Origin of the sequence: Krasilnikovia sp. MM14-A1004 (genome assembly GCF_047159485.1) — a bacterium.
Classification (GTDB): Bacteria; Actinomycetota; Actinomycetes; order Mycobacteriales; family Micromonosporaceae; genus Actinoplanes.
Map to the genome: position 1 here is coordinate 289,209 of NZ_AP038773.1, position 16,703 is coordinate 305,911.

Annotated in this window: 14 protein-coding genes and 1 riboswitch; of the genes, 9 read left to right on the forward strand and 5 right to left on the reverse strand. The window is 72.9% G+C overall.

The window, feature by feature from the left end:
* Nucleotides 1-2: 2 nt before the first annotated feature.
* Both ACMCNN_RS01370 and ACMCNN_RS01375 read right to left on the reverse strand, forming a co-directional pair.
* Nucleotides 3-929 (reverse strand): ROK family protein, encoded by a 927-nt coding sequence (locus ACMCNN_RS01370; RefSeq protein ID WP_412744353.1) that lies wholly within the window; start codon nucleotides 927-929, stop codon nucleotides 3-5.
* A 73-nt stretch (nucleotides 930-1,002) separates the two neighbouring features.
* The gene (locus tag ACMCNN_RS01375) at nucleotides 1,003-1,926 is read right to left on the reverse strand and encodes an SIS domain-containing protein (RefSeq protein ID WP_412744354.1); all 924 of its coding nucleotides are present in this window, start codon (nucleotides 1,924-1,926) and stop codon (nucleotides 1,003-1,005) included.
* A gap of 192 nt (nucleotides 1,927-2,118) precedes the next feature.
* Between ACMCNN_RS01375 and ACMCNN_RS01380 the strand changes: the two genes are divergently transcribed.
* The 4 genes from ACMCNN_RS01380 to ACMCNN_RS01395 all read left to right on the forward strand — a co-directional run bounded on the left by ACMCNN_RS01380 (nucleotide 2,119) and on the right by ACMCNN_RS01395 (nucleotide 5,511).
* Nucleotides 2,119-2,904, forward strand: coding sequence for a DeoR/GlpR family DNA-binding transcription regulator (locus ACMCNN_RS01380; RefSeq protein WP_412744355.1), 786 nt, complete (start codon nucleotides 2,119-2,121; stop codon nucleotides 2,902-2,904).
* A 150-nt stretch (nucleotides 2,905-3,054) separates the two neighbouring features.
* On the forward strand, nucleotides 3,055-4,008 hold the full coding sequence (locus ACMCNN_RS01385) for an ATP-binding cassette domain-containing protein (RefSeq protein ID WP_412747012.1): 954 nt from the start codon (nucleotides 3,055-3,057) through the stop codon (nucleotides 4,006-4,008).
* Nucleotides 4,005-5,015 carry an ABC transporter permease subunit gene (locus tag ACMCNN_RS01390; RefSeq protein WP_412744356.1) on the forward strand — a complete coding sequence of 337 codons (1,011 nt, stop codon included), beginning with the start codon at nucleotides 4,005-4,007 and terminating at the stop codon, nucleotides 5,013-5,015. Before ACMCNN_RS01385 ends, ACMCNN_RS01390 begins: the two co-directional genes overlap by 4 nt.
* A 115-nt stretch (nucleotides 5,016-5,130) precedes the next feature.
* Complete coding sequence (locus tag ACMCNN_RS01395) at nucleotides 5,131-5,511, forward strand: DUF3263 domain-containing protein (protein WP_412744357.1); 381 nt, start codon at nucleotides 5,131-5,133, stop codon at nucleotides 5,509-5,511.
* 58 nt (nucleotides 5,512-5,569) lie between these two features.
* On the opposite strand, the gene ACMCNN_RS01400 is transcribed toward ACMCNN_RS01395, so the two are convergent.
* Nucleotides 5,570-7,777, reverse strand: coding sequence for an AAA family ATPase (locus tag ACMCNN_RS01400; RefSeq protein WP_412744358.1), 2,208 nt, complete (start codon nucleotides 7,775-7,777; stop codon nucleotides 5,570-5,572).
* Between the two features lie 92 nt (nucleotides 7,778-7,869).
* Between ACMCNN_RS01400 and ACMCNN_RS01405 the strand changes: the two genes are divergently transcribed.
* The 5 genes from ACMCNN_RS01405 (at nucleotide 7,870) to ACMCNN_RS01425 (ending at nucleotide 15,265) form a co-directional block, all read left to right on the forward strand.
* Nucleotides 7,870-8,541, forward strand: coding sequence for a hypothetical protein (locus tag ACMCNN_RS01405; RefSeq protein WP_412744359.1), 672 nt, complete (start codon nucleotides 7,870-7,872; stop codon nucleotides 8,539-8,541).
* Between the two features lie 51 nt (nucleotides 8,542-8,592).
* Complete coding sequence (locus ACMCNN_RS01410; protein ID WP_412744360.1) at nucleotides 8,593-11,460, forward strand: alpha/beta fold hydrolase; 2,868 nt, start codon at nucleotides 8,593-8,595, stop codon at nucleotides 11,458-11,460.
* Entirely contained in the window at nucleotides 11,457-12,344 is an 888-nt protein-coding gene (locus tag ACMCNN_RS01415) for an ABC transporter permease (protein ID WP_412744361.1), read from the forward strand. The genes ACMCNN_RS01410 and ACMCNN_RS01415 overlap by 4 nt, the downstream gene beginning before the upstream one ends.
* Before the next feature lie 230 nt (nucleotides 12,345-12,574).
* Nucleotides 12,575-12,706, forward strand: a riboswitch (SAM riboswitch).
* A 12-nt stretch (nucleotides 12,707-12,718) separates the two neighbouring features.
* Nucleotides 12,719-14,011: a threonine synthase gene (gene thrC / locus ACMCNN_RS01420; RefSeq protein WP_412744362.1), complete on the forward strand. Its 1,293-nt coding sequence runs from the start codon at nucleotides 12,719-12,721 to the stop codon at nucleotides 14,009-14,011.
* Between the two features lie 270 nt (nucleotides 14,012-14,281).
* Entirely contained in the window at nucleotides 14,282-15,265 is a 984-nt protein-coding gene (locus tag ACMCNN_RS01425) for a GNAT family N-acetyltransferase (protein WP_412744363.1), read from the forward strand.
* On the opposite strand, the gene ACMCNN_RS01430 is transcribed toward ACMCNN_RS01425, so the two are convergent.
* Complete coding sequence (locus ACMCNN_RS01430; RefSeq protein WP_412744364.1) at nucleotides 15,204-15,698, reverse strand: hypothetical protein; 495 nt, start codon at nucleotides 15,696-15,698, stop codon at nucleotides 15,204-15,206. The genes ACMCNN_RS01425 and ACMCNN_RS01430 overlap by 62 nt on opposite strands.
* Entirely contained in the window at nucleotides 15,698-16,225 is a 528-nt protein-coding gene (locus ACMCNN_RS01435; RefSeq protein WP_412744365.1) for a GNAT family N-acetyltransferase, read from the reverse strand. Before ACMCNN_RS01435 ends, ACMCNN_RS01430 begins: the two co-directional genes overlap by 1 nt.
* Nucleotides 16,226-16,703 lie beyond the last annotated feature (478 nt).

Below are 16,703 nucleotides of genomic sequence, written 5' to 3' on the forward strand. Positions count from 1 at the left end.
GGTCACGGGCGCTCCGCCACGGAGTCGAGGGCCAACAGGGCGGCGCCGAGGCAGCCGGCGGTGTCGCCGAGCGCGGCACGGGTGATGCGCGGCATCCGGTGGAACGTGACCCGCGCGGCGCAGGCGGTGCGCAGCGGAGCCAGCAGTTCCTCCCCGGCCTCCGCGAGCCCGCCGCCGAGCACCATCACGCCCGCGTCGAACAGGGCCTGGGCGGTGAGCAGGCCGTCGGCCAGCGCCTCGATCGCGTCCTGCCACACCGTGGTGGCCGGTTCCCGCCCGGCGGCGGCCTGCGCGGCCACGTCGAAGGCGGTCGCGGTGGCGATGCCGGACAGTTCCGCGTACCGGCGGCCGATGGCCGCGGCGGACGCGATGGCTTCGAGGCAGCCGCGCGCCCCGCAGCCGCACAGGGGGCCGCCGGGGCGCACGATCACGTGGCCGATCTCGCCGGCCGCGCCGTGCGCTCCGGCGAAGGTCCGGCCGCCGACGACGTGGGCGGCGGCGATGCCGGTGCCGATCGCGACGAACAGCACGTGCCGTTCGTCGCGGCCCGCGCCGAGGCGGGCCTCGGCGAGACCACCCACGCGTACGTCGTGGCCGAGCGCGGCGGGCAGGCCGAGCCGGTCGGCGACGAGGTTGCGCAACGGCACGTCGCGGAAGCCGACGTTCGACGACCACACCGCGGTGCCGGTGGCCTCGTCCACCACGCCGGGCACGGCGACGCCCGCCGCGATCGGGGTGAGCCCGTCGGCGCGGGCGCGGTCGGCGAGCCCGGCGGCGATGTCGAGGATGGCCGTGGTGACGGCCTGGGGGCCGCGGTCGGCGCGGGTGGGGTGCCGTTCGGCGTGGTGCACGGTGCCGTCCGGGCGGACCACCGCGCACTTCATCCCGGTGCCACCGACGTCGAGGGCGATGACGGCGTCGTCGCTCACCGCAGGCAGACCTTTCGCGTGCACCCGGTCAGGATATCTTCGACCTTCGATGTTTTCCGGTGGTGGTGTTCGCTCACGGGAGGACGACCGAGCGGGTCAGGTGGGGTGGCCGGTCCGGGTCGAGGCCCTGGCTGGTGGCCAGCAGCACCGCGACGCGCTGGGCCACCACCAGGTCGGCCATGGGGTCCAGCGGTGCCCGGCCGCCGCGCCAGGCGCCGAGGGCCGCGTAGCCACCGTTGTACCGGCTGTGCACGAACGAGGCGCCGGTCGCCTCGACGTCGTCGACGAGCCCGGCCGGGATGTCGCCGAAGACCCAGACGACGCGGCGCGGGGCGGCCAGCGCGATGGGCCCGTGCCGGTAGTCCATGGCGGGGTACGCCTCGGCCCAGTACCCGGCGGCCTCCCGGCACTTCAGGGCGGCCTCCTCGGCGAGGCCGATCGTCCAGCCGCTGCCCAGGAACGTGATCTGCTCGGCGAGCGCGGGGTGCACCGGCAGCGGGATGCGGACCGCGACCTCGGCGTCGCAGGCGATGGTCTCGATGTCGGCGCCCAGGTGGGCGCGCAGCAGCGCCAGCGCGGTGGTGGCGAAGCGGGTCTGCACGACCGCCAGCTCGTCGGCGAAGTCCAGCGCGATCGCCTCGTCGGCCAGGGTGGCGGCGGGCTGGCCGGAGTCGGCGGTGATGACGGTGGTGGGGCAGCGGCCCTTGAGGGATTCGAGCAGATCGAGGACTTCCGTGGTGGTGCCGGAACGGGTGATCGCGACGACCCGGTCGTAGCGGCGCTCCGAGGGGAACTCCGACGCCTGGAACGCGTCGGTCTCGCCATGACCGGCGCGCTCACGCAGGCCCGCGTACGCCTTGGCCATGAACCACGAGGTGCCGCAGCCGGCGACGGCGACGCGTTCGCCGGATTTGGGGAGGCCGGGGGCGTCGGCCAGTTTGGCGGCCTGTCGCCAACAGTCGGGCTGGCTGGCGATCTCCGCCTTGACGTGGGTCATCGCATGTCCTTCACAGGCCGCCGTTTGCGCAGAAGCGTTCGGTACGACGTTCTTTCGAGCGTCATTCTGCGCAGATGCCCGCCCCCGAGGCAATGCACCGAGGGTATTCGCGCAGGTACCCTCTTTGCTTCGTGTCTTTTCGCGCACTAATGTGCACACTCTTATCACGGAACGTGCAGCGGGGAGGCTCGGGTGGACCGGTACGCGCGGTGGAATGCCCTGCTCGAGTTACTGGCCGAGAGCGGGCGGGTGAGCGTCGAGGATGCGGCCGGGCGCCTCGACGTGTCCCAGGCCACGATCCGGCGTGACTTCGACCAGCTGGCCCAGCAGCAGATGATCACGAGGACCCGCGGCGGCGCGGTCGCCAACGGCGTCTCGTACGACCTGCCGCTGCGCTACAAGAGCGCCAAACACTCGGCGGAGAAGCAGCGGATCGGCGAGGCCGCCGCCAAGCTCGTCGTCCCCGGCACGGTCGTCGGACTCAACGGCGGCACCACCATGACCGAGGTGGCCCGGGCCCTGGCGGTCCGCCCCGACCTGAACACCAGCGGCGACGGCGCCCAGCTCACCGTCGTCACGAACGCCCTGAACATCGCCAACGAGCTGCTGGTCCGGTCCCGGATGAAGATCGTGGTGGCCGGGGGCATCGTGCGCCCGCAGTCCTTCGAGCTGGTCGGCCCGCTCGGCGGCGCGCTGCTCAAGGAGGTCACCCTCGACATCGTGCTGCTCGGCGTCGACGCCCTCGACGTGGAGCTGGGCGCGGCCGCGCACCACGAGGGCGAGGCGGCCATGAACAGCCTCATGGTGGCGCGCGCCAAGCGGGTCGTCGTCATCGCCGACTCGTCCAAGCTGGGCGGGCACGCGTTCGCCCGGATCTGCCCGATCGTGAAGGTCGAGACGCTGGTGACCGACTCGGGGGCATCGCCGTCGGTGGTGCAGCGCTTCCACGACGCCGGCGTACACGTCATCTGCGCCTGACCCCACCGGATGGCGAACGTCACCTAGGGTGGCGGCCGTCGTTTCCACGTGACCGGGAGGTGCGGCGTGACGGCCGTCCTGGAGATATCGGGTCTGCAGAAGACCTATCGCAGCCGCAAGGGGGTACGCCGGGCGCTCGACGGCTTCGACATGGTCGTCGAGGCGGGTCAGGTCCACGGCTTCCTCGGGCCGAACGGCTCCGGCAAGACCACTACGCTGCGTACGCTGCTGGGCCTGATCAAGCCGAACGGTGGCCGGATGACCCTGCTCGGCCGCGAGGTCCCCGCCGCCCTGCCCGAGGTCGCGGGCAAGGTGGGCGCCATCGTGGAGAGCCCGCAGTTCTTCGGCAACTTCACCGCCCGCGACACCCTGTCGCTGCTGGCCGACGCGGGGGGCGTGGATCAGCACCGGGTGGACGAGGTGCTGGAGCTGGTCGGCCTGCGCGACCGGGCGAAGGACAGGGTCAGGACGTACTCGCTGGGCATGAAGCAGCGGCTGGCGGTCGCGTCCGCGCTGCTGAAGAACCCCCAGCTGCTCATCCTGGACGAGCCCGCCAACGGCCTGGACCCGGGCGGCATCCGGGAGATGCGTACGCTCATGCGCAACCTGGCCGAATCCGGCATGACGGTCGTGCTGTCCAGCCACATCCTCGGCGAGATCCAGCTCATCTGCGACTCGGTGACCATCATCGCGGCGGGCCGCCGGGTCGCCGCCGGTACGGTCGCCGAGGTCCTGGCGCAGCACACCTCCGCCGCGGTCCGGGTCCGGGTGGAGCCGGCCGACCTCCCGACCGCCGCCGACGTGCTGGCGGGCGCGGGGCTCTCCACCCGTGTGGAATCAGACCACCTGCTGGTCACCGGCGTGGCGCAGCCGGCCCTGATCACCCGCGCGCTGGCGGACCGCGAGCTGTACGTCAGCGAGCTGACGCCGGTCACCGCCGACCTGGAGAGTGTCTTCCTCGAACTCACCGGCACCGCGCCGGTGCCGGGCCACTACCGGCAGGTGGACGAGAACGTGCTGGCCCCGGCCGGTGAGCCCGCCGCCGCCGAGATCTCCGTGGGCGAGTTCTCCCTCGGCCAGGCACAGGGCGGGTGGGAACAGTGAGCCTGTATCGCGCGGAGACCCGGCGCCTGGTGAAGCGCCGCTTCACGAAGGTGCTGGCCATCGGCTGCCTCGCCGTCCTCGCGGCGCTCGTGGTCGGCACGTTGCTCACCAACCAGAAGGTCGGCCCGGAGGCGGTCGCCGCCGCCCGGGCGCATGCGGACGAGGACTACCAGAACGCGCTGCGGGAGACCGAACAGCAGCAGCAGGCGTGCGTGGCGGCGCAGGGTACGGATCAGGCGCCGAACTTCCCGGCGAACTGCGCCGAGATCACCCCGCCGAACCAGGAGGACTTCAAGTACGAGTGGTACATGCCGGCCACCTTCAGCTTCCGAACGAACTTCCCGGAGATGATGTTCGCGCTGGCGGGGATCCTGGCGATGGGCGCCTTCGTCATCGGGGCGTCCTTCGTGGGCGCCGAATGGAGCAGCGGCGGGATGATGAACCTGCTGCTGTGGCGCCCGCAGCGCCAGCGGGTGCTGGGCACTAAACTGGCCGCTCTGCTGGCCGGGGTCGGTGCGTTCACGGTCGTGGTGTCCGCCGTGTGGACCGGCGTCTTCCTGGTCGTCGCCGAGCTGAACGGAAGCACGGAGGGGATGACCTCCGGGGCCTGGCAGTCGATCATGCTGCTGGAGTTGCGTGCGGTGGTGCTCGTGCTGGCCGCGGCCGCCCTCGGCTTCGGGCTCGCCTCCCTGGGCCGGCACACCGCCGTGGCGCTGGGCGTGACCGTGGGTGCGATCGTGGTCCTCCAATTCGGCCTGGCCACAGTGCTGGTGCTGGCCAGGGTCAAGTTCATCGAGGCGTACCTGATCCCGGTGTGGGCGCAGGCGTGGCTCGACAAGCAGGTACGGCTGGAGGACTACGAGTCCTGCGACTTCTCCGCGACCCGGGGGTGCCTGCCGGACACTCTGACGATCACCTGGCAGATGGCGGGCGGGGTGCTGGCGGCGGTCCTGGTCCTCGTTGTGGGGGCAGCGATGTGGACTATCCGTAGCCGCGACATTACGTGAGGTAACCTCGCGGCGTGCGCGCCGCGGTGCGAAGGGGATCGCCGGCTGCCACTATGCTGGCGATCCCCTTCGTACGTTTGTGCGTGCTCTGGCGAACACCCCGAGGAGCGCCCCTATGCAGCCACCCGCCGACATCCCGGACGTCCACGAAACCTCCGCTGTGGAGCCGCAACGCGTGCCCGCACCACGCGCGGAGGCGGCAGCCCTGGCCGAACCCGAGGTTCAGGCCGAGGCCACCGCCGTCCGGGCCGAGCCCGTCGGGACCTTCGCACTCACCGAGCGCGAGGAGCAGATTCTCGCGTTCGAGCGCAAATGGTGGAAGCACGCCGGTTCCAAGGAGCAGGCCGTCCGGGACGCCTTCGGGCTCTCGGCCACCCGCTACTACCAGCTCCTCAACGGGCTGCTGGACAATCCGGCCGCATACGAGCACGACCCGGTCCTCATCGGCCGGCTGCGCCGCCTACGGTCCGCCCGCGCCCGCACCCGCCGCCGCTGAGACCCGGCCGCGTCCTCAGCGGATCGGGCCGTACGCCATCGTCAACGATCGGCGGAACTCATCCGGCCTTCTCGGCGTACGCCGCCAGCCACGCCACCTGGGCCGCGTCCAGGGAGGCGCGGACCCGTTTGCGCGCCGTCGCCACGTGCGCGCCGGTGACCGTGGTGGCCTCCAGCGACTCGCGCATCGCGGCCAGCGCCGACTCGCGGATCAACGCGGAGCAGTCGGCCGCGGAGAAGCCGTCCAGATCCGCGCCGAGCGCGGCGAGATCCACGGACGGATCCAACGGCACCGACCGTGCCGCCGCCCGCAGGATCGCCGTACGGGCATCGGCGTCCGGCGGCGGCACGTACACCAGCCGTTCCAGGCGGCCGGGGCGCAGTAGCGCCGGGTCGACCAGGTCGGGCCGGTTCGTCGCGCCGATCACCACGACGTTGCGCAGGGCCTCCACCCCGTCCAGCTCGGTGAGCAGCGCGGCGACCACCCGATCCGTGGTGCCGCCGTCGGTGGCCTGCCCGCGTACCGGGGCCAGCGCGTCCACCTCATCGAGGAAGACCAGGGTCGGCGCGGCCTCGCGGGCGCGGCGGAACAGTTCGCGTACCGCGCGCTCGCTCTCGCCCACCCACTTGCTGAGCAGCTCCGCGCCCTTGACCGAGAGCACGTTCGCCTTGCCCGTACCGGCGATCGCCTTGACCAGGTAGGTCTTGCCGCAGCCGGGCGGGCCGTACAGCAGGACGCCGCGCGGAGGTTGCACCCCGAGCCGGGCGAACGTGTCAGGGTAGGTCAGCGGCCACAGCACCGACTCGGTGAGCACCTGCTTGGTCTCTGCCATGTCGCCCACGTCGTCAAGGGTCACCGCCGCGACCTCCAACGTGGACTCCGCCATCGAGGTGGGACGCACCACGTCCAGCGCCGCCTCGAAGTCCGCCATCGTCACCGTGGGCGCCATCGACTCCTTCTGGCGCAGGGCCGCACGGACACCGGCCTCGCGCGCCAGCGCGCCCAGGTCCGCCGCCACGAAGCCGGGGGTACGCCCCGCCACGTCGTCCAGCCGGACGTCCTCGGCCAGCGGCATCCCCCGGGTCAGCACGCCGAGCTGCTCGCGCCGCATCGCGGTGTCCGGCAGCGGAACCGCGAGCTGCACCGCCAGCAGATCCGGGTCGCGCAGCGACGGATCCAGCGACTCGGGACGGCTGGTCGTGCACACCACGGCCACCCCGGCCTTCAGCAGCTCCGCGAGGACCTGCCGGAACACGGTCGCCAGCGGGCCGGGCTGATCGCGCGGCGCCAGCGCCTCCACATCCGAGATCAGCAGTACGGACACTGCGCCCGCTCGCGCGTCGCGGGCGAGCCCGCGCAGCCGGGTGGCCGCACCGTCGTTGGTCAGCGCGGCCAGCTCCGGCGCCCACACCGGCAGTACCCGCGCGCCGACCCCGGCGGCGACCGCGCGCACCAGCGCGGACTTGCCCGACCCGGCCGGACCCGAGACGAGTACGCCCAACGACACCGTCGTGCCCAGCCGCCCGAGCACCTCACGGTGGTGGAAGCCCAGGTCCAGCAGCTCGGTCAGTTCCTTGGCCTGCGCCGTGAGTCCGGGCAGGTCGTCGATGCTGGGCGGCGGCACCTCGGGATCGGTCGACGCGGGCGCGTGCGCGGGCGACGCGGGAGTGGAGGCGGTGCCCCGTACCTCGGAGAAGTGCCCGCCCTCCCAGCCCACCACCGTGTCCATCGTGACCAGCGCCGCGTCGGTGCCCTCCACGGCGACGACGGTGAGCAGCGTGCTCGTCCACGCGTAGCCGACGCGGTTCGCGAGGCTGCGCCGGGCGGCCTCGACCAGCGAGCGGTGCGCGGCGGCCGGCAGCACGTCCTGGGGCAGCAGCGACACGTCGTCGCCCGCGGTGACCACCTTGCCGAGCAGCGCCAGCCGCAGCATCTCGGGCGACACCACCGCGACGATCTCGGGTGGCCCGAGCAGCGTCACCCGGCGCGCCTCGGCCACCGCGACCGGGGACACCGTGACCTGGCCGCCGTCGCGCATGCCGAGGTTGCCCAGGGTGAGGTCGTCGGCGTAGAGCAGGGCGCGGCTGGCGGTCGGTTCGGCGCGCGCGGCGATGCCGGCCGTGGTCCGGGTACCGGTGAGCTGCAGCGGGTCGCCGGGGCGGACCGCGAGCGCGGCCATCACCTCGGGATGCAGCCGCACGATGCCACGGCGGGCATCGAGGGCCGCCGGTCGCAAGGTGACGGTCAGCGTGAGATCGTCTGGCACCGCGAGAGCCTCCGGGATACGTGAGGGACTAGGTTGACACGCTATCGCCGCCCGGCTCGCCCGCACCCCTCGTCCGCCCGGAGGGCAACCCCATGAGGCTCCGCCGCACGATTCTCGCCGCCGCCGCAATCACCCTGCTCAGCATGGCCGCCTGTTCCCACGACGCCAAGAAGCCCGCGGCTGCCCCGGCCCCGACCGCGTCCGTCCCGGCCGAGGCAGGCGTCGGCGGGCCCGAGCCCACCGAGCCCCCCGCCACCGGTACGGCCAAGCCCGCGTTCACCAAGAACCCGGACGGCACGGCGAACCGCAGCGGCGCACCCCGCCCGGCGACCGGGGACACCACGATCAGCGCGGGCGGGCTCGGGCCGTACAAGATCGGGGTTTCGCAGGCGACCCTCAAGTCCACCGGGCTGATCACCGGGGCGGCCAAGAAGTCGTGCACCGGCTACACCGGCGGCACCGGCCTGGCCAAGTACGGCTCACCGGACCTGGTCTTCTTCAAGGGCCGCCTGCTCTACCTGAGCGTCCACGGATCCGGCCCGACCACCCCGAAGGGCACCAGGATCGGTACTGCCCTCGCGGAGGTCAAGCGCGGCTACCCGGGCGGCAAGCAGCTCGACGACTGGTCCGGCGCGACCGCCTGGCTCGCCCCGCACGGCGACTACGCGCTGCTGTTCGCCATCAAGAACGACAAGGTCGCCGTGCTCCAGGCCGGGATGGCCGAGCCACTGCAGTTCCGCTTCACCGACCGCCAGGGCTGCTGACCGGGGGCGTTCTCAGCGGGGGCTCAGCCGGGCGCGGCTACCGTGGCGCGCATGCCTGTACTCCCGTCCCGGCTGCGCCGTGCGCTGCCCCGGCCGACCCGCCGCCGCCTCGTGGCCGGCGCGGCCGTCGTCGTGCTCGTCGCCGCGCTGGTCGGGTGGGCCGCGTGGCCCGAGCAGGCCGCGTACATCAGCCGTGACCTGCGGATCACCGTGCTGTCCGGCCCGTCGGGCACCGAGCCGGTGGATCTGGACGCCCGGTTCTACCTGCCCGCGGACCGCTCCGGCCGGGTCCCCGCGGTGCTGCTGGCGCACGGCTTCGGCGGCACCAAGGACTCCGTCCGCGAGGACGCGCAGGAGCTGGCCGGGCGCGGGTACGCGGTACTGACCTGGACGGCCCGGGGCTTCGGCCGCAGCGGCGGGCAGATCCACCTGGACAGCCCCGACTACGAGGTGAAGGACGCCGCCCGCCTGCTGGACTGGCTGGCCGCCCGCCCCGAGGTCCGCACGGACGCCCCCGGCGACCCCCGCGTCGGCGTGGTCGGCGGCTCGTACGGCGGCGCCCTCGCCCTGCTGCTGGCCGCCGTCGACCGGCGCGTCGACGCCATCGTCCCGCTGATCACCTGGAACGACCTGGGCCGGGCATTCCTCCCGCAGTCCGCCGACACCTCGGCCACCGGGGTGTTCAAGAAGGGCTGGGCCGGACTGTTCTTCGGCAACGGTGCCGCCGCGGGCGCCCCGGCCCTCGGCGGAGCCGCTTCCGCAGCCGACAACCCGGCTCCCGGTTCCGGAGCCGACAACCCGGCGGCCGGGAACCCATCGTCCGCTGGGGACGCGTCCGGTCGGCGGGGACCGGCCGCGCCCCGAGGGACCGTCGACCCGGCCTGTGGCCGGTTCGCCCCTGACGTCTGCGCCGCCTACCTGCGCCTGGCCTCCGCCGGGACGCCGGACGCGGCGACCCTGGCCCTGCTGCGCCGCTCCAGCCCGGGCCCGGTACTCGACCAGGTCAAAGCGCCCACCCTGCTGATCCAGGGTGCCGTGGACACGCTGTTCCCGCTGTCGGAGGCGGACGCCAACGCCCGCGGCATCGCGGCCACCGGCACCCCGGTGCGCGTGGCCTGGTTCACCGGCGGCCACGACGGCGGTGACGGCCCGCAGTCCGACTCGGACCGCACCCGGTTCCTGACCGCGCAGTGGCTCGACCACTACGTGCGCGGCGCCGGGGCGGCACCGGCGACCAGCTTCACGTACTCGCGGGTGGCCGGGTTCAGCGCGACGGACCGGGGCCTGGTCACCAACGGCTACTCGACGCCCGCGTATCCGGGGATGGCGGGGACGGGCCGCACCGAGGTCGCGCTGGCGGGCGCCGCGCAGCGGATCGCCAACCCGCCCAACGGCACCCCGGCCGCGATCTCCTCGCTGCCCGGCACCGGCGGGCAGCTCAGCACGCTGCTGGGCGGCGTCGCGGGGGACATCCCCGGCCAGCACGCGACGTTCGAGTCCGCCCCGGTGCCGGCCGCGATCGACGTGGTCGGCGCGCCGACGGTGCGGCTGCGGGCCGCGTCCCCGACCGGCGAGGCGGTGCTGTTCGTCAAGCTCTACGACGTGGATCCGGACGGCGCCGCCACGCTCAGCGGCGGCCTGGTCGCCCCGGTCCGGCTCACCGGGCTGCCGACCGACATCGCGGCCGCGGCGCCCGTGACCGTGACCCTGCCCGGCATCGTGCGGCGCATCGACGCCGGGCACACCGTCCGCGTCGTGGTCGCCACCAGCGACCAGGCGTTCCTCACCCCGGCCCCGCCGACCACCTACACGGTCGCGCTGGACCCGGCGCTCACCCTGCCCACGGTGACCGGCACGCCGATCCCGAACCCGGACTCGATCTGGTGGTTCGTCCTGGCCGGGCTGGCCGCGGCGATCCTGCTGGGCATCGTCGTGCTCCTGGCCATCCGCCGCCGCCGGGCCCGCGGGACGCACACCCCCACGATCGACGAGTACGCGGACACCCCGCTGGTCGTGCGCGGCCTGCGCAAGGCGTACGGGGACGGGTTCGTGGCGGTGGAGCGGGTGGACTTCACGGTCGAGCGTGGTCAGGTGGTCGGGCTGCTCGGGCCCAACGGTGCGGGCAAGACCACCACGCTGCGGGTGCTCATGGGCCTCACCCTGCCCACCGAGGGCGATGCGCTGGTCTTCGGGCACCGGCTCGTGCCGGGGGCGCCGATCCTGTCCCGGGTCGGTGCGCTGGTGGAGGGGCCGGGTTTCCTGCCGCATCTGAGCGGCTACGAGAACCTGCGGGCGTACTGGCGGGCCACCGGGCGGCCGGAGGCGGACGCCCACTTCGACGAGGCGCTGGAGATCGCCGGGCTGGGCGACTCTGTGCACCGCCGGACGAAGACGTACAGCCACGGCATGCGGCAGCGGCTGGCCATCGCCCAGGCCATGCTGGGTCTGCCCGAACTGCTGGTGCTGGACGAGCCCACGGACGGGCTGGACCCGCCGCAGATCGCCGAGATGCGCCGGGTGCTGCAGCGCTACGCCACCGACGGCCGGGCCGTGCTGGTCTCCAGCCACCTGCTGGCCGAGGTCGAGCAGACCTGTACGCACGCCGTCGTGGTCAACAAGGGCCGGATCGTGGCCGCCGGTCCGGTGGCGGACATCGTCGGTGACTCCCCGTCGGTGCTGCTGGAGGTCTCGGACGTGCCGGCCGCCTCCCGGGTGCTGGCGGAGCTGGACGTCCGTTCGGTCACCCCCGACGGCGACACCGGCCTGATCGTGGACATGAACGGCACTCCCCGCACCGAGGTGGTGGCGTCGCTGGTCCGGGCCGGGGTCGGCGTGGATCGGGTGGTGCCCCGCCGCCGCCTGGAGGACGCGTTCCTGGCCCTGGTCGGCGACAACTCGCGAGGAAGTGGTGACCGATGAGCACAACGACCGACCAACGGGAGCCGCTGGGCGTCGTGCCCGGCTACCGGCCGTCGGCCACGCTGCCGATCTGGGCGGAGGCGCGGCGGCAGGCGTCGCGGCGGCGTACCCAGTTGGCGCTGGGCTTCATGGTCCTGCTGCCGCTGATCATCCTGCTGGCGTTCGAGTTCGGCGGCGACGGCAACGACGACGGCAGCCGCCGCGGCGGTGCGTTCGCGAGCCTGGTCGACCTGGCCACGTCCAGCGGCCTGAACTTCGCCCTGTTCAGCATCGCGGTCTCCGCGGGCTTCCTGCTCATCGTGGTGGTAGCCCTCTTCTGCGGCGACACGGTCGCCAGCGAGGCCAGTTGGGGCACCCTGCGCTACCTCCTGGCCGTCCCGGTACCAAGGGCACGGCTGCTGGGAGTCAAGCTCATCGTCGCCCTGGCCTACTCCCTGCTGGCCCTGCTCACCCTGGCAGGCACCGCCCTGCTGATCGGCACCCTGCGCTACGGCTGGCACCCCCTGGGCAGCACCATCGCCGCACAGATCCCACCCGGCCCGGGAGTGCTGCGCCTGCTGGCCATCCTGGCTTACCTGGCGACAACCATGCTGATCGTGGCAGCCCTGGCATTCCTGCTCTCCACGCTCACGGACGCCGCACTCGGCGCGGTGGGCGGCGCGGTACTGCTGTGGATCCTCTCCAGCATCCTCGACCAGATCACCGCCCTGGGAAATCTGCGCACCGTCCTACCCACCCACTACGCCGACGCCTGGCAGGGCCTGCTCTCCACCCCCATGCAGACGGCAGACCTGGCCAAGGGCGCAATAGCCGCCCTCTGCTACGCCACGCTCTTCATCGGCGCAGCCTTCTGGCGCTTCACCCGCAAGGACGTCACGAGCTAGCGGCGCGGAGGGGAAGGTCGTGGTCGCACGGCCCTGGCAGGGTGCGGGTGCCCGCTCATGAGCCGCCAGGCGAATGGGCACCCGCGCCCGGTCTCCGCGGGAGCAGCGGTCCGACGCCCGACGAACCCGGGACCAAAAAGATCTTGATCGAACGGAGAGGGCGCTCACAGATCGGGATCACAGGGTGATGAACACCCTGACGCCCCGTAAGCTGAGCGGCACAACTGCATACCTCATCCAGAGGGGCTGAGGGAACGGCCCGATGACGCCCCGGCAACCACCGCGCTCGACTCGATGACGAGGCCAGACGTGCGGCAGGTGCTAATTCCGTCCCCGCGCGTCGCGTCGGGGAAAGATGAGAGGAAGGCCTCGCCATGACGTCGACCGTCGACGCCACCCCCGCTCTGACCAGCCCTGCGACCAGCCCCGCCCGCGCCCTGGTCTGCCGCGGCTGTGGGACGGAATTCCCCCTCGCCGCGCAGCATGCCTGTTACGAGTGTTTCGGCCCCCTGGAGATCGCCTACGATCCGGCCGCGCTGGCCCGGGTGACCCGCGCGCAGATCGAGGCGGGCCCGCAGAACATCTGGCGCTACGCCGCCCTGCTGCCCGCCGGGCAGGACCCGGCCGAGCGGGTCACCCTCGATCCGGGGCTGACCCCGCTGGTCAGCGCGCCCGCCCTGGCCGCCGCGATCGGGTTGCGCGCCCCGCTGTGGGTGAAGGACGACTCGGCCAACCCGACGCACTCGTTCAAGGACCGGGTGGTGTCGGTGGCGCTGACGGCCGCCCGTGGGCTCGGCTTCACCCGCTACGCCTGCGCCTCCACGGGCAACCTGGCCAACAGCGTGGCCGCGCACGCCGCCCGCGCCGGTTCGCCGTCTGTCGTGTTCATCCCCGGCGACCTGGAGCAGGGCAAGGTCGTCACCACCGCCGTGTACGGCGGCCAGCTCGTCGCCATCGACGGCTCGTACGACGACGTGAACCGGCTGTGCAGCGAGCTGGTCGAGACGGACGAGTTCGAGGACACCGCGTTCGTCAACGTCAACGTGCGGCCCTACTACGCCGAGGGTTCCAAGACCCTCGGGTACGAGGTGGCCGAGCAGCTCGGCTGGCGGATCCCGGCCCAGGTGGTCATCCCGATGGCCAGCGGGGAGCTGCTGACCAAAGTGGACAAGGCGTTCACCGAGCTGGTCGAGATCGGGCTGGTGGAGGCTCCGGCGGGCGGCTGGAAGGTGTTCGGTGCGCAGTCCGCGGGCTGCAACCCGATCGCGACGGCCCTGCACAACGGGTCGGACACGATCGTCCCGGTGAAGCCGACCGGCATCGCCAAGTCGCTCAACATTGGTGACCCGGCCGCGGGGGCGTACGCGATCGAGGCGGTGACCCGCACGGGCGGCTGGATGGACTACGCGGACGACGACGAGATCCGCGACGCGATCGAGTTGCTGGCCCGCACGACCGGGGTCTTCGCGGAGACCGCGGGCGGGGTCACGGTCGCGGTGCTGCGCAAGCTGGTGGCCAGCGGGCGGCTGGACCCGGAGGCCGAGACGGTCGTGTTCAACACCGGTGAGGGCCTCAAGACGCTGGACGCGGTCGCCGACCAGGTGGGGCCCACGCACCGGATCAAGCCGTCGCTGCGTGCGGCGCGCGACTCCGGCCTGCTGGGCTGACCAGCGTGTAGTCGGGTATCCGACCGGCCGCGGGTATTTCCTTCCGGGGAGGACTTGCGGTCCGATCGCAGGCTCGGCAGGATGCTCTACGCGGGAGGACGCGACGCCGTACGAGGTCCCACCTTCGAGCTTGGCGACAATCTCCGAGGGGCCCAACGACCCAGTGCCGGAGGCGCTGTGCGCGCGTCCTCCCGACCAAATCTCCTCTGCGCAAATCTTCTCCGGCGATATTCGTTCGCGCCGGACGGAGTGTGCGTTCACCCTGTCGGGATGCGTATCGAACCGCTGACCGACGACGGAATCGCATCGGCATACGCGGTGCATCGCGCCGCCGCCGAGTGGGACGTCCCAGACATTCCGCCCCTGGCGTGGTCGCTGTTCGACAACGCACTGCGCCATCCCTTGCCCAGCACCAGACTTGAGCGCTTCGTCGCGACCCGGGATGGCGTCGTGGTCGGCTTCGCTCTGCTGAACCTTCCCCAATACGACAATCTGGACAATGCGCATATCGACCTGGTCGTCGCGCCCGATCAACGGCGCCAGGGTATCGGCCGCGCACTGCACGCAGTCGCGGTCGAACGGGCGCGGGCGGCGGGCCGCAAGCACCTCACGGGCGGGACGTTCGACATCCGACGGCACGGGGATGCGTTCGCTGCCGCGATGGGCGCGGTGGCGGCGCTGCGCGAGACCCGCAGCCGCCTCGACGTCGGCCGGGCCGACCCCGACGCGCTCGAAGCGTTGCGCACCGGGGCGTGGGGGCACGCCGACGGGTACCGGCTGGCGCAGTGGATCGGCGTACCGCCCGACGAACTGGTCGACGACATCGCCTACCTGGACAGCCGGCTGAACCTGGACGCGCCCCGGGGGGAGCTGGCCCTGGAGGCCGAGAAGGTCGACGCGGACCGGGTACGCGCCAACGAGCGGGCCCGGCAGGCGCGCGGGCTCACCGCGTTCCACACCGGCGCGGTGCACGCCGCGTCCGGGCGGCTGGTCGCCTGGACCACGCTGACCAGCACGGCGGAGGCCCCGTGGCACGCCTGGCAGCAGATCACGATCGTCGACCCGGAGCACCGCGGCCACCGGCTCGGCCTGGTGGTGAAGCTGGAGAACCTCCGCTACCTGCGCGCCCACCGGCCCGAGCTGTCCGCGATCGACACCGTCAACGCGTCCGCGAACGAGCACATGCTCGACGTCAATCGGCTGATGGGGTTCCGGCCGGTGGGTGTGGAGACCCAGTGGCAGCAGACGCTGTGAACAGGCGCGCCGCCCAGGGGCGCAGGGGCAGTTCCCGGTAGCCGCCCGCGGCCAGACCGGCATGCCGCTCGAACGGGTTGCGGGCGCCGTGCGAGCCGGTCAGCGCGTACGACCAGCCGCAGGCGAGCCAGTACGCGGGCCAGAACAGCGGGCCGAGCACGGCGTACTGGCTCGCGTGGCGGCTCTCGTGGGCGAACAGCGCGGCCCGCGCGTCGTCCAGCAGCCACTGTGCAGTGCGTCGGGTGACGATCACGGAACCGACGGTGAAGCAGGTGGCCGGCGGCATCCGGTACCGCCAGCCCTCCGCGATGAGCACCCCGTCGCGGCCGCGGCGCACCCGCGCGCGGCTCACCAGTGCCACCAGGAGCCCCGCCACGGTGGTGCCGTTGACCGCGGTCACCATCGTGCGCGCGACGGGCCAGGCGCGGGGCATCAGGCGCGGCGGCGCATCTGCAGCTCGGTCAGGGCCGGGATGACCGGGTGCGCCACCCGGACGCCCGTGTCGGCGAAGCCGAGCCGCTCGTACGCCCGGACCGCCCGGTCGTTGCCGACCACGACCTCCAGCATCAGCTCCGGGCGCCCGGCGGCGCGCGACCAGTCCGCCACCGCCTCGACGAGCTCGTCCAGCACGCCGGTCCCGCGGTGCGCGGGGGTGATGTAGACGGCGAACACCACGGTCGCGCCGGGCTCGTCCGGCAGCACCGTGCCGCCGGCGTGGCCGATCAGCGGGCCGCCGCCGGGATCCGCCACGAACTGGGCGAGCTGATCCCCGCTGGCCGCCTCGGCGATCCGGCGCCGGTAGTCGGCATGCGGGCGGGCGGCGGCCTGCGCCACCGTCTCCAGGAACGCCAGGGGACTGTCGGCCAGCATCTCCAGCCGCAGCGCGCGGGTCCGCGCGGCGGCGTCGGCGGTGACCCGGTGGACGGTGTGCGTACGGGGCCGGGCGAGTGTGCCGGTCATGCTGTCTGCCTACCGGTCGCGGGTCAGCTGGGCAAGCCGGATGCCGGATTCCGACCGTGCCGTGATCACGTTGGGTGATCCGGGGTCGTGGCCCGATCGGGGATTCCGCCGTTCGGTCGGCACGGGCCGACGAACGGCGGGATGATTCGCTGGCTGCCCGTCGGCGGACGTCCCGCAGCTGCTCACCGTGCGTGATCAACGCCTCGTCGCAGGGGCGTGCGGGGCGGCCGGGTGTCCTTGCACTCGCCACCTCTGAGTGCTAAACAGGTCATTGGCACTCGCGCCACGCGAGTGCCAACAGGTCGGGACGGTGGGGTCACGGTCACGGCGTCGCCATCGGCGCCGCGGCACGAGGCCGGTCGTCGCGGGCTATCCGGCCCGTCCTGCGGACGTCGCATCGCCAGGTGGCGACGTCCGAAGAGATCCTCAACGTGCGGAAAGCGGGGCCGACGAGGCCCGGCACCGCGAGTGTCCAGGA